We start from the raw sequence: 13,502 nt of genomic DNA on the forward strand, positions 1-13,502 counted from the left end.
ATTGACGTGTTGTCTTGTTTAGTTTTCAAAGAACATTTGTACTGCTTGAAGCAGCTTTCTTATTATATCACTTAAGTTGTTTTGTGTCAACAACTTTTTAATATAATTTTCACTTCTTTCAGAAGCGACTTTATTAATATAACACTTAACACTTTCGAAGTCAACAACTTTTTTCACATTGTTTTTTCGAGCGTTTTTTAGTAAGTTGTTTCTTTCTTAACAACAGTAATAAATATATCACCATCTTTAGACTAGCGCAATAGCTTTTTTAATAAATTTTATCAGAATAATAAAGTTTAAATATTTAAACGATTTAAAGCTAATTCTTCAACAAAAATCACGCTAGATTTTGTATTATATTAAACCAAAACTCCCCACTTATCTCACAAAAGTAGGGAGTTTTATTTACTAAGTACTAATTCAAAACGAAGTTATTTGCTAGTATTAATATATTAGTTGATACAACTTTGTTCCTTTAGTAACAAAAATATGTCCTTTATCGTCAGCTTCTATTAATGAAACACCTGTACCAAGAATTTTCATCTTTTCAGATTTGGAATCATACGAAAATAAGTTTCCTTGTGTTACTCCATAAAACAATCCATCTTTAACATACAGCAAATCTGCACCTCTCCAATAATTAGAAATATCCTTCCAATTAAACGGAAACAATTCTTGACTATGAATAACCTTTTTCTTTTCTATATCAAACTTAAAAATTTTACCTGGGCTCATACCCCATAGATTTCCTTTGTCACCATATTCCAAAGTACTAATAGCTTTTTCACCCGGAAGTGGAACTCCTTCATATATTTTTTCTTTTCTAACTGGATCAAAAATAAATACTTTCGCTTCTTCCTCAGTAGGTTTAATCCCGAGACCTCCAAATACACTTGTACTACCATATACTAATCCATCATGATACCGGAGACTGACTACACTTTGATTGTTTACTATATTTCGATAAACCTCATATTTGTCTGTTTTCTCATCATAGATCGTTAAAGCTCCTCCTAATTTCCCATACGAAGGAACCGTTCCTATATATATTTTACCGTTACCTTGTTCCATTCCAAAAGGTCTGTCTTGACCATATTCATCAAGCGAAAACAGCTTTTTAGGATTTTTAGCTTCATTTACGTTACTTCGATCAAATTCAAAAGGACGATTTGGATCATATTTATAAATAACAGATTTTGTATAGACTACTAAATATAAAAACTGGTCTGTCGACACCATATTTTCAGTCTGACCAAAGCCTCCAAAATTTATTAACCTATTATCCTGCGGAGAATAGCTAGCTAGTCCTCCTGATAAATATCCGTTCATATAAAGTTTTTTATCTGGTCCCGTTCTTATCGATTTCGATTGAATAACTATAGGCTCTTATTTTTTACCACATAAAAAAAGGATAAGAGTACCTTCAAAAAATCACAAATAATAGATTTTTTGAATTACCCTTATCCTTTTCCGGATCATTTATTATTTTTGGCGCATATAAGGGAACAATAAAACATCTCTTATAGACGGAGAATTAGTTAAAAGCATAACTAAGCGATCCACACCAATTCCAAGTCCGCCGGTTGGTGGTAAACCATACTCTAATGCCTCAATGAAATCATCATCCATTTCATGCGCTTCATCATTACCTTGTTCTTTTTCTTTTAACTGTGCTTCAAATCGTTGACGTTGGTCGATTGGATCATTCAATTCTGTGAATGCATTCGCATGTTCGCGACCAACAATAAATAATTCAAAACGGTCTGTGAAACGAGAGTCCTCTTTATTTTTCTTAGCTAAAGGAGAGATTTCCACTGGGTGACCATAAATAAATGTTGGCTGAATAAGAGTTTCTTCAACAGTTTGTTCAAAGAACTCATTAACAATATGGCCAAACTCCATATGTGGAGTAATTTCAATTCCATGTTCCTTAGCAACGGCTTGAGCTTCTTCCTTCGTCATGTGCTTCCAGAAGTCTACTCCCGTTTTTTCTTTAATAGCATCAACCATATGGATTCTTTTCCATTGAGGCGTTAAATCCACTTCATAATCACCATACTTAATTACTGTTGTTCCACATACTTCTTTTGTAATATGAGCAATTAAGCTTTCAGTAAGATTCATAATATCATTATAATCTGCGTACGCTTCATACAGCTCAATCATAGTAAATTCTGGGTTATGTCTTGTTGATGTTCCTTCATTACGGAATACACGACCAATTTCATAAACTTTCTCTAAACCACCAACGATTAAGCGTTTTAGATGTAACTCAATAGCTATACGCATATACAAAGTCATATCCAAAGCGTTATGATGCGTAACAAACGGGCGAGCAGATGCTCCACCTGCAATACTGTGCATCATTGGAGTTTCTACTTCTAGATAACCGTGATCATCTAAATAACGACGCATAGATTGAATAATTTTGCTTCTTGCAATAAATGTCTTTTTACTTTCTTCATTTGTTATTAAATCAACATATCGTTTACGATAACGTTCTTCTACGTCTTTTAAGCCATGGAATTTATCTGGTAATGGACGTAAAGATTTAGTTAAAAATGTAAATTCATTCGCTTTTACAGAAAGCTCACCTACATTCGTTTTAATAACTGTTCCTTTGATTCCGACAATATCACCAAGATCCGCATGTTTAAAATCTTCATATGCATCATCACCAACTGCATCCTTACGTACGTAAATTTGAATTTGTCCATTTAAATCTTGAATATGAGCAAATCCAGCTTTACCTTTACCACGCTTCGTCATAATACGACCAGCAATTGTCACTTCGATACCTTTTTCTTCTAAATCTTCTTTAGAGAAATCTTTATATGTATCAAAGATATCTTGTGATAAGTGCGTTCTCTCAAATCGCTTACCAAACGGATCTTTTCCTGCATCAAGCATAGATTGCATTTTATCACGTCTAACCTGCAATTGGTCATTTAATTCTTCATGACTCATGACTGTTCACTCCAATTTCTCTTTTCTTATATATAGCAAGTCCGAAATTCGGACTACAATGTCTTTATCCATTGTACACAAAGAAGATACAGAAAACACCTTTTTTAATTGAAAGGTGCGTTTCTTTTCAAAAATAATTTAAAAAACTGCCGAATAATTGGCAGTTTTTTAAATTACGCTTAGCCAATCAAACTATTATATAGTTTGAATAAGTGCTGTTTCCGCTTCTTTTCTCTCTACTTCTTCTACTAAGCTATTCAATACTTGCACCATATCTTCTCGTGTATTACATTCATTAATCGCATTACGCGCTTGAGCATTCCCACGGACACCCTTTAAATACCAAGCTGCATGCTTTCTCATTTCTCTAACTGCGATATACTCATTTTTTAAATTAATAAGACGATCTAAGTGAAGAATACACCCAGCAATTTTTTCTTTTGCTGTAGGTTCTTCTACTAACTCACCTGTTTCAAGATACTTTACTGTACGGTAGATCATCCACGGATTACCTAATGCCGCTCTTCCGATCATTACACCGTCGCAGCCAGTTTCTTCTAACATTCTTTTTGCATCTTGAGGTGTTTGCACATCACCATTACCAATGATAGGAATATTAACTGATTGTTTTACCTCGCGAATAATATCCCAATTTGAAGTTCCTTCATACATTTGAACACGCGTTCGGCCATGTAAAGATACAGCTTTCCCTCCAGCTCGTTCAACCGCTTGAGCATTTTGTACGGCATAAATATGCTCTGGATCCCATCCCATTCTCATTTTAACTGTTACTGGCTTATCTACAGCATCTACTACAGCCGCTACCATGTCATAAATTTTATCCGGATCAAGAAGCCACTTTGCTCCTGCATCAACCTTTGTTACTTTTGGTACTGGGCACCCCATATTTATATCAATAATATCAGCATTAGAATTCTTATCTACAAATTGAGCAGCTTCCACAAGAGATGACTTTTCACCGCCAAAAATTTGCAAGCTTAAAGGCTTTTCTCTTTCATCTATATAAAGCATATCCATTGTTTTCTCATTCTTATAAACAATCCCTTTATCACTTACCATTTCTGCACAAACAAGCCCTGCTCCGAATTCCTTAACCGTTAAACGAAACGCAGAATTACAAACTCCTGCCATCGGAGCCAGAACAACACGATTTTTCATTTCGATATCGCCTATTTTAAACAATACTACACCCTCCTTTGTTGATACTTCTTTGAATAAGTTTCTCACTAACAAGCTGCTGATCCCTTTTATTCTTCAGGAGGCTGCAATTCATCAATCGAAATTTCTAATGCCGCTGCTATCTCCATCAAGAATTGCTCTTCCGGCATTCTATTGCCACGTTCTATTTCACCTAGATATGAAACAGAGACTAACAATTCTCTTGCTAATCCATCCTGTGTATATCCTTTTAATTTTCTAAATGCCCGAATACGTCTTCCCCATTTTTCCGCTTCCATAATCGAACTCCTTCTTTATCCGGTATACGCTCCAAAACTACATGTAACGATTGTTCCATATTCGGAAGCTCGATGTTAGGTTCTATTTCCAAAAGCGGAATGATGACAAAAGCACGTTCTTGCATCCGAGGATGAGGAACAGAAAGGTTATCTGATTCAATATTTTCTTGATTATATAACAAAATGTCAAGGTCTATGGTTCTCGGCCCCCCATCTTATTATCCTTTTTCTCCCAAGTTCTTGTTCAATATACATACACTTCGATAGTAATTGCTCCGCTAGATATGTCGTTTTTAATTTTACTACGATATTCAAAAAATTACCTTGGTCCGTATAACCAACTGGATCTGTTTCATAAATAGAAGATACGTCTTCTACCTTAATTTGCTCATCTTCTTCTAAAAGCAATACAGCATCACGTAAAAAATTCAAGCGATTATCTAGATTGGAACCAAGTGATAAATAAGCAATATGACTCACGATTTACGGCTCCTTTTTATTTCGACTGCGACAGATTTATAATGACCTGGAATTGGAGGATCTGGTTTAATCACTTTTACTGTACATATTTGAACAAGTGGAAACATCTCCAAAATAGAAGACGCTATCTTTTCGGCTACCGCTTCAACAAGCTTATACGGCTCTCCCTCTACAATTTCTCTACAAGCATTGTATAAATCACCGTAGTTTACTGATCGAGTTAAATCATCTGTATTCCCAGCTTCAGACAAATCTAATTCAACCATTAAGTCTACTTTAAATCGTTGTCCAAGTTTTGTTTCTTCAGAAAAAACTCCATGGTAGCCATAGAACTCCATTTCATTTACATAAATTTTATCCATCGTGCTCCCCCTTACCAACTAAGGCATCCATCATCTTCGCCATACGAGCCATTTCTTTCACATCATGAACTCTGATAATTTGACACCCTTTTTGGATACCATAACAAACAGTTGCCCCAGTACCCTCAAGGCGATCATTAGCTGGTAAATCCAATACAGCTCCAATCATTGACTTACGAGAAGTACCAAGCAATACTGGATATCCTAGACCAACAAGTTGATCTAAACTTCTCATCATCTCGATATTTTGCTTCAAATCCTTTGCAAATCCAATGCCAGGATCAACGATAATATTATGGTCTTTCACACCAGCTTTTTTAGCCATATGAAGACTTTCGTATATATCATAAAAAGAATCTCTTATAAAATTCTTATAATTCACATCTGAACGATTATGCATAATGATAAATGGCACATCTAACTCTGCTGCTACCTGAGACATCCGACTATCCGCTTTACCGCCCCAAACGTCATTAATTATATGCGCTCCTGCCAAAATAGCTTGTTTTGCAACCTCTGCTTTATACGTATCAATAGATATTGGAACTGCTACCTCTTTAGCAATAGCTTGAATTACAGGTATCACACGCTCAAGCTCTTCCACTTCAGTTACCATTTCAGCTCCTGGGCGAGTAGATTCTCCTCCAATATCAATAATGTCTGCACCATCAGCTACTAACTTTTTAGCCTGCTCTACAGCTGCATCTATTTCATTAAAACGTCCACCATCAGAAAAAGAGTCAGGTGTGACATTCAATATGCCCATAATAAGTGTTTTTTTCCCAAAATCTAATTCATAAGGGCCACAGGATATAGTTGTCTTTTGATTAAACATTGTAGCGCTCCTATCTTATCAGTATTTCACTTGTCCATAACTTCTCACGATAATCTTTATATTTCTCATACAACTTTTTTGTGACAGTTGGCTTTGATCGATTGCTAAAAGAATAATGATCTATATTAGTAATTAATACAAGTTCTTGAATGGAATTTGTTATAAATATTTCATCCGCTTCTACTAATTCTTCTAATTGAAAGCTCCCTTCCTTTACCAATAACCCCATCTGTTTCGCTAATAATATTACAAATTGTCTCGTAATTCCTGGTAAAATACCAGTACTTAACTCCGGGGTATATAAAATATCATTCTTTATCCAAAAGATATTAGATGTAATCGCTTCAGATACAAACCCTTCTTTCGTTAAAAAGATACCCTCTAAATTAGGCTGATCTCTCAATTCTCTTTTCGCAGCTATATTATTAAAAAAATGATGAGATTTTAATCGACTAGTCGTTTCAGGTGTATTTCTATTTAGTTTTAAAATCGTAGCTTGCTTTTCCATTATCTCTTCACTTGCAGGCTGCAAAGGGCTGATAAAGACCATTAAATTCGGTTGCTTATAGGATTCACTTGGTAAACTAACTGCCCCTTCACCAGCGGAAACATTAATTCTCACTCTGGCATTATCCAAATCATTTCTTTTTAATAACTGATGTAAAATATCTAACATCATATTCTGACAGATAGTGCTTTCTATATGCATTTCTTGCATTCCATCATTGAGCCGAAGCAAATGATCCCCCAATAAAAAAGGATGGCCATTATAAATACGAATCGTTTCAAACAAACCCATTCCATATAAGAAGCCATGATCAAAAGGAGAAATGCGCGCTTCTTCCTCTTGGATATAACGACCATTTTGATAAATTATCATCTAATCACCTAACCTCTTTTGGGTTGCGATAGCATTTTAAAAAATGTTCTAAAAGTTCCTTCCCATATTCCGTCATAATGGATTCAGGATGAAATTGAACACCTTCAATAGGCAATTGACGATGCCTAATCGCCATTATTTCACCTTCAGATGTCCATCCTGAAACTTCAAAGCATGATGGAAGCGTCTCTTTTTTTACAATTAAAGAATGATAACGAGTTGCCCGAAAAGGATTTGGAACATCTTTAAAAATGGTTTTCCCATCGTGATATACAAGGGACGTTTTCCCGTGCATTAGCCTTTCTGCTTGAATAACTTCTGCTCCAAAAGCCTGTCCAATTGACTGTTGTCCTAAGCAAACTCCAAAAATCGGTATGATACCCGCAAACGTTTCAATCACCTGCAAACTAATTCCCGCTTCATTCGGACTACATGGTCCTGGCGAGATCATAATGTAACTTGGGTTCAACTCAGAAATTTCTTCTATAGTTATTTTATCATTTCTTTTTACTACTAATTCCTCACCCATTTCACCTAAATATTGCACAAGATTATAGGTAAATGAATCATAGTTATCAATCATTAAAATCATAATTTTGTTTCACCTTTACTTTTTTGTATCTGCTAGTTCTTTTGCTCTCCATAAAGCTGCTGCTTTCTTCAAGCTTTCCTTATACTCATGCTTAGGCTGTGAATCAATAACAATTCCTGCTCCCGCTTGGATATGACCCATACCATCTTTAGCAAAAAGAGTACGAATAACAATATTTAATTCTAAGTCCTCATTGAAACCAATCCACCCAATAGACCCAGTATAAACTCCTCTACGGACAGGTTCTAGTTCTTCGATGATTTCCATTGTTCGAACCTTTGGTGCTCCTGTTATCGTTCCTCCAGGAAAAACCGCCTTAATAACATCATACTCATCGCACTTATGCTCAAGTTCACCCTGTACGTTTGAAACAATATGCATAACATGTGAATATTTTTCTATAACCATAAATTCATTTACTTCTACTGTACCATATGCACAAACACGCCCTAGATCATTTCTCTCTAAATCCACTAGCATGACATGTTCAGCTCGTTCTTTTTCATTTGTAATTAATTCATTTGCGAGTTCCACATCTTCTTGCTCATTTCTCCCACGTGAGCGTGTCCCAGCAATCGGTCTTGTACTAATCTGCTTTCCTTTTTTCTTTACTAGTAATTCGGGAGAGCCACTTACTACTTGAAATTGAGGTGTTTGTAGATAACTCATATAAGGAGATGGGTTTAATTCTCTAAGTGTAGTATAAATATCTAGAGGATGAGCAATTAATTTTTGCGATTGTCTAACAGACAGATTCACCTGAAATATATCACCGTAAGAAATATACTCTTTGATTCGATTAACAGCTTCTTTAAATTCTTCATCCGTCATTGAAACAACTAAATCTCCACCTTGCTCATGAATTAGACCCTTTTCAGATAGATTATTTCGCATGACAGCATCCATCCATTCATGTTTCATCTCATGTAGGCGAGTAATAGCTGCATCACTTTCTTCAGCCGAACTAACCTTGATAAGCCATAACATTTCTTCTTGATGATCAAATACAACTACTTCATCAAAAACTAAAAAATAGAATAACGGTGTTTGTAAATCATCCATTGCCAAGTTAGGTAGTTTTTCAATATGCCTCGCATAGTCATAACTGATAAACCCCATTGCTCCGCCTTGAAAATCAGGTAAACCATCAACATGGGCTGATTTCCGATCCTTCATCCATGCTTTCATTGCCTGTAAAGGTTCTCCTTCAATCCTTTCTCGCACACCATCACTATAAGTAATATCTAAATGATTATCAGCACCTTTTAGAATAGCAACAGCATTTATTCCACACATGGAATATCTTCCTCCACGTCCACTTTCTAAAAGAATATGATGCTCTTTTTCACTCGATAAAATTTTATATGCATGAAAAAAATCTTCTTTTGCAAAGGCTTCTTTCTCACTGAATGTTTGACGCATTTTTACATACCACTCCTAACAAACAACTTGTTCTATCTAAGTGTACTATGCCATAAATCAATACTAAAGGAAAACCGTCATCCATCTTTTTGATTAAAATCCTCTAATGAGAAAGTATCTTGTTCCATACAAAAGGCATCCTGTATAAGGATGCCTTTTTATCTAATATATCTCTTGTTTATAGGGATTATTATGATTCAAAATTATATAGCGGTGTACTTAAGTATCTTTCACCATTATCAGGAATAATCGCTAATACATTCTTCCCTTTACCTAATTGTTGTGCAACCTTCACCGCTGCTGCAATAGCTGCACCCGCTGAAATACCACCTAAAATTCCTTCTTCTTTAGCTGTACGACGAGCATACTCAAATGCTTCTTCATTTTGAATTGGAAGAATTTCATCGTAAATCTTAGTATTCAATACATCAGGAACAAATCCAGCTCCAATTCCTTGTATTTTATGAGGACCAGGTTTTCCACCAGATAATACCGGCGAATCCGCAGGCTCTACAGCTACAATTTTTATATTTGGATATGCACTACGTAATACTTCACCTGTACCAGTAATTGTTCCACCAGTACCAATACCAGAAATAAATGCATCTAATTGTAAATCCCCAAATTGAGCAACAATTTCTTTACCAGTTGTTTGTCTATGAATTTCAGGGTTTGCTTCATTTTTAAATTGTTGCGGTACAAAATAACCATTCTCTTTAGCAAGTTCCTCTGCTTTACGAATAGCCCCACCCATTCCTTCAGGACCTGGTGTTAAAACAAGCTCTGCACCATATGCTCGTAATAGATTTCTACGTTCAATACTCATAGTTTCAGGCATAACTAAGATTGCTTTATAACCTTTAGCAGCCGCCACCCACGCTAAACCAATCCCAGTATTTCCACTTGTTGGTTCAATAATTGTATCTCCCTTTTTTAAAGCGCCACTTTCCTCAGCCGCTTCAATCATCGCTAGTGCTATACGATCTTTTACACTGCTTCCTGGGTTTGTATATTCTAATTTCAAATAGATATTTGCGCTATTTTCATCCACTAAGTGATTTAATTTAACAATTGGTGTTTGACCGATTAATTCTACTACAGAATTTGCAATTTTAGCCACTTTCCATCCACTCCTAATTCCTAGTAATTGTATTGGTTTTATAAACAATTTACATCTAATCGTATTATTTGTCAATCCATTTCATCTAAATTTTTAAACTTTTCTGTTTATATTAAGAAAAACCGACATCGGTTCTTAACTAGTTCATATCCGAATAAGGTTCTATCAAAAAAGGAGACGTGTGGAGCCCATAAGACGAGCCTTTTCAAAAGGATTTTTTCACTCCGATAATGGCCCAACGTATATGACTAGACATCAAACTAAATATAAATCTTTGCATAAAACAAGGAGACTATCCTTATAAATAGCCTCCTTATTAATATATTACTTATTGTCTACGTACTTTACATCAAATTCATCCCAAAAATACTCTGCTGAAAGGGCACCATTCATCTCTTCAATGGCTAATTGACGTTCAATAATGCTTTTAACATCTTGATAAGAGAAGGTTTTTCCTTTTATACGTTCATGAAGATAAATAATTGCATAACCATCTTCTGTCTTGATTGGTTTACTAAATTCACCCTTCGATAGCTCTTTCGCCTTTTCTAGATAAGATTCCGGATATGCTTTTTGTTTCTTCGATAAATACCCGATATCTCCTCCATGTACTGCTGAAATATCATCAATTGATTTTTCTAAAGCTAACACCGGAAAAGAAGCTCCATCTTTTAATTCTTCATAAACTTTTTTAGCTGATTTTTTGGTTTTCACAACAATATGCGATAAATGTACTGTAGTAGGAATTTTATAGACATCTTTATTTTTTTGATATGCTTCTTCGATATCTGATTCAGAGACTTTAACATCTTGAACTAATATTTTTTCTAGTAGGATTTTATTTTTTATCTGATTCTCCCAACTTCCCTTACTTTGTAAGTATTGTTGATCATAAGATCCATACTTAGTTTTTATTAAGAGTAGTTCTCTTTCTAGTTCCTTTTTGGAAACAGAAATATTATACTTTTTTGCTGCCTGTTGAATAACTTCTTGATCAATTAAATCATTCAACACTTCGTTACCGTAACGTTTTTCTAATTCCTCACGCAGCTGTCCACGTTCAATGGTAACATCTCCTACAGCTGCTAAGTCATCACCATCGGTTGAGCCAAGAACACCTGTCGAAAAAGGCTTCGTTGCAAAAAGAATCGTTACGATATTTATTACAATTAATCCAGCAATAATAATCAATAACTGTTTTTTTGACAATGGAATCCGATCCCATTTTATTGAGCGTCTTTTTCTAATTGTTCAAGCTCCTCCTTAGAAAAATGATAATTTTTATTACAAAAATGACAGTTTGCTTCTGCTTGTCCTTCCGTGTCAATAATGCTTCTAATTTCTTCCTTGCCTAAACTAATTAACGCATTTTCAATTCTTTCTTTGGAACATTGACAAACAAAAGAGACAGGCATTTTCTCAAGAATTTTCACATTACCTTGACCTAATAACTCTTCTAGAATATCTTCCGGCGTCATACCAGCTTCAATCATTTTCGAAATAGGCGTAAGATTTTTCAAACGTTCTTCTATAGCTATAATAGTTTCTTCGTCCGTACCAGGCATTAATTGTAAAATAAAACCACCAGCAGCTTTTATTGAATTATCTGGGTTAACAAGCACACCTACTCCAACAGAAGAAGGTACTTGCTCTGATGTAACAAGATAATAGGTAAAATCATCACCAATTTCTCCTGAGACAATTGGTGTTTGACCTGTAAAATAATCTCTTAACCCAATATCTTTCACAACTGTTAACATTCCGTTTGTTCCAACTACCCCACGAACATCAAGCTTACCTTGCTCATTTAAATCAACATGTGTTTGAGGATTTGTTACATACCCTCTAACCTCACCTTTTGCATTACTATCTACTAGTATGACGCCAATTGGGCCTCCACCCTCAATTTTAATTGTTAACTTCTCTTCACCTTTTAACATAGCTCCTAGCATGACACCAGCCGTCATCGTTCTACCAAGAGCTGCAGAAGCTGTTGGCCATGTATAATGTCTACGTTGCGCTTCTCCTACAGTCTCTGTAGTGGAAACCGCATATGCCCGTACTTGACCATTATAGCCTAATGCTTTAACTAAATAATCTTTCATATATATATAACTCCTGTTCTATACGTGCTTTTTTACTTGATCTTTATTGCGGTGATATATTAATATAAGTCCTTTTAATGTTAAAAACGGATCAACAATATCAATCACTTTTGATTCGCTTGCAATTAGAGAAGATAGACCGCCAGTAGCAATAACTTTAGGTTCTTCTTTACTTTCCGTTTTCATTCTTGATACAATACCTTCTACTTGTCCTACGTATCCATATAGTATACCTGCTTGCATAGCTGCGACTGTGCTTTTACCAACTATTGTTTCAGGTTTAACGATTTCAATTCTAGGAAGCTTTGATGCTCTTGTGTATAGGGCTTCCGTCGAGATGCCAATTCCCGGAGCTATGGCTCCGCCCATATATTGTTTTTTTTCATTTACATAGCAATATGTAGTCGCTGTTCCAAAATCGACGATGATTAACGGTCCACCATATTCATGAATAGCGGCTACCGCATTCACAATACGATCTGCCCCTACTTCTCTTGGGTTATCATATTTTATATTTAAACCGGTCTTAATCCCAGGTCCAACTACCAACGGATTAATACCAAAATATTTTTGACACATTCTCTCTAAAGCAGCCATAATCGGAGGTACAACAGAAGAAATAATAATTCCATCAAAATGTTGGAACGTCAAGTCAACATGCTTTAGTAATTCTTTAATTACCATGGCATATTCATCTTCCGTTTTACTACGACTTGTTTCTATACGCCAGTGATACTTAAGTTCATCTTTTTCATATACACCCAATACGGTATTTGTGTTTCCAACATCTAATACAAAAATCACTCTTCTCACCACTTTTACCAAATTCATAAATACACCTTCACATCATACCACAATACCAATGAAACCGTTAACTAGAAAATCATCGCGAACCTATACTACCTTTATTATTTCGTAAGCGTATGAGAATAAACCTTTCCATTTCGTTCATGAAAATAAGTGTAAATACCTAAACATACAGAATCAAAATTCTAATGAATAAAATGAATTTAATAGGAGAGAAAAGTTCTTTTATTTAAAAGACCATTTTTGCAAGCTTTGTTGCTCATTAACATGTTGTGAGTGTAAGTTAAGTTCTACTCTAGGATGTGCGCTTCGGGGACAAGTGGATCCTCCTCGGGGGATCTAACCGTCCCAATGCTCCCGTAGAAGTCTCGCACTTACATTCTGAAGAATCCCTTTGTATCAGCTAGTTTTACTTACCAGACACATTTTAAAATCCCAATCTTATAAAAACTAG

Annotated in this window: 13 protein-coding genes and 1 pseudogene; all 14 read right to left on the minus strand. The window is 35.3% G+C overall.

Going from position 1 to position 13,502, the window contains the following annotated elements; all coding sequences use genetic code 11:
* Nucleotides 1–444: 444 nt before the first annotated feature.
* The 14 genes and pseudogenes from BN349_RS24585 to BN349_RS22085 all read right to left on the minus strand — a co-directional run bounded on the left by BN349_RS24585 (nucleotide 445) and on the right by BN349_RS22085 (nucleotide 13,045).
* Nucleotides 445–1,329, minus strand: coding sequence for a hypothetical protein (locus tag BN349_RS24585; RefSeq protein WP_148335063.1), 885 nt, complete (start codon nucleotides 1,327–1,329; stop codon nucleotides 445–447).
* A 153-nt stretch (nucleotides 1,330–1,482) separates the two neighbouring features.
* Nucleotides 1,483–2,967 (minus strand): lysine--tRNA ligase, encoded by a 1,485-nt coding sequence (gene lysS, locus BN349_RS22025; protein WP_019244480.1) that lies wholly within the window; start codon nucleotides 2,965–2,967, stop codon nucleotides 1,483–1,485.
* Nucleotides 2,968–3,162: 195 nt separating this feature from the next.
* Complete coding sequence (gene dusB, locus BN349_RS22030; RefSeq protein ID WP_019244481.1) at nucleotides 3,163–4,170, minus strand: tRNA dihydrouridine synthase DusB; 1,008 nt, start codon at nucleotides 4,168–4,170, stop codon at nucleotides 3,163–3,165.
* Between the two features lie 65 nt (nucleotides 4,171–4,235).
* Entirely contained in the window at nucleotides 4,236–4,445 is a 210-nt protein-coding gene (locus BN349_RS22035) for a helix-turn-helix domain-containing protein (RefSeq protein WP_019244482.1), read from the minus strand.
* Nucleotides 4,397–4,925: pseudogene (folK, locus tag BN349_RS24590) on the minus strand (2-amino-4-hydroxy-6-hydroxymethyldihydropteridine diphosphokinase). Before folK ends, BN349_RS22035 begins: the two are co-directional and overlap by 49 nt.
* Nucleotides 4,922–5,287: a dihydroneopterin aldolase gene (folB, locus tag BN349_RS22045; RefSeq protein WP_019244483.1), complete on the minus strand. Its 366-nt coding sequence runs from the start codon at nucleotides 5,285–5,287 to the stop codon at nucleotides 4,922–4,924. The pseudogene folK and the gene folB overlap by 4 nt, the downstream one beginning before the upstream one ends.
* Nucleotides 5,280–6,122, minus strand: a complete 843-nt coding sequence (folP, locus tag BN349_RS22050) for a dihydropteroate synthase (protein ID WP_019244484.1) — start codon at nucleotides 6,120–6,122, stop codon at nucleotides 5,280–5,282. The genes folB and folP overlap by 8 nt, the downstream gene beginning before the upstream one ends.
* 10 nt (nucleotides 6,123–6,132) lie before the next feature.
* The gene (gene pabC, locus BN349_RS22055; protein ID WP_019244485.1) at nucleotides 6,133–7,002 is read right to left on the minus strand and encodes an aminodeoxychorismate lyase; all 870 of its coding nucleotides are present in this window, start codon (nucleotides 7,000–7,002) and stop codon (nucleotides 6,133–6,135) included.
* A 4-nt stretch (nucleotides 7,003–7,006) separates the two neighbouring features.
* Nucleotides 7,007–7,594 carry an aminodeoxychorismate/anthranilate synthase component II gene (pabA, locus tag BN349_RS22060; RefSeq protein WP_019244486.1) on the minus strand — a complete coding sequence of 196 codons (588 nt, stop codon included), beginning with the start codon at nucleotides 7,592–7,594 and terminating at the stop codon, nucleotides 7,007–7,009.
* A 15-nt stretch (nucleotides 7,595–7,609) separates the two neighbouring features.
* Entirely contained in the window at nucleotides 7,610–9,016 is a 1,407-nt protein-coding gene (gene pabB, locus BN349_RS22065; protein WP_019244487.1) for an aminodeoxychorismate synthase, component I, read from the minus strand.
* A 190-nt stretch (nucleotides 9,017–9,206) separates the two neighbouring features.
* A complete protein-coding gene (gene cysK / locus BN349_RS22070) occupies nucleotides 9,207–10,136 on the minus strand; it encodes a cysteine synthase A (protein WP_019244488.1) in 930 nt (309 codons plus the stop codon).
* Nucleotides 10,137–10,460: 324 nt separating this feature from the next.
* Nucleotides 10,461–11,345 (minus strand): peptidyl-prolyl cis-trans isomerase, encoded by an 885-nt coding sequence (locus BN349_RS22075; protein ID WP_019244489.1) that lies wholly within the window; start codon nucleotides 11,343–11,345, stop codon nucleotides 10,461–10,463.
* A 17-nt stretch (nucleotides 11,346–11,362) separates the two neighbouring features.
* Nucleotides 11,363–12,241, minus strand: coding sequence for an Hsp33 family molecular chaperone HslO (gene hslO / locus BN349_RS22080; RefSeq protein WP_019244490.1), 879 nt, complete (start codon nucleotides 12,239–12,241; stop codon nucleotides 11,363–11,365).
* Nucleotides 12,242–12,259: 18 nt separating this feature from the next.
* Nucleotides 12,260–13,045 carry a type III pantothenate kinase gene (locus BN349_RS22085; RefSeq protein WP_026089437.1) on the minus strand — a complete coding sequence of 262 codons (786 nt, stop codon included), beginning with the start codon at nucleotides 13,043–13,045 and terminating at the stop codon, nucleotides 12,260–12,262.
* Nucleotides 13,046–13,502: the final 457 nt, after the last annotated feature.

It is taken from the genome of Bacillus sp. AP8 (assembly GCF_000321185.1).
Lineage (GTDB): Bacteria > Bacillota > Bacilli > Bacillales > DSM-1321 > Bacillus_AD > Bacillus_AD massilioanorexius.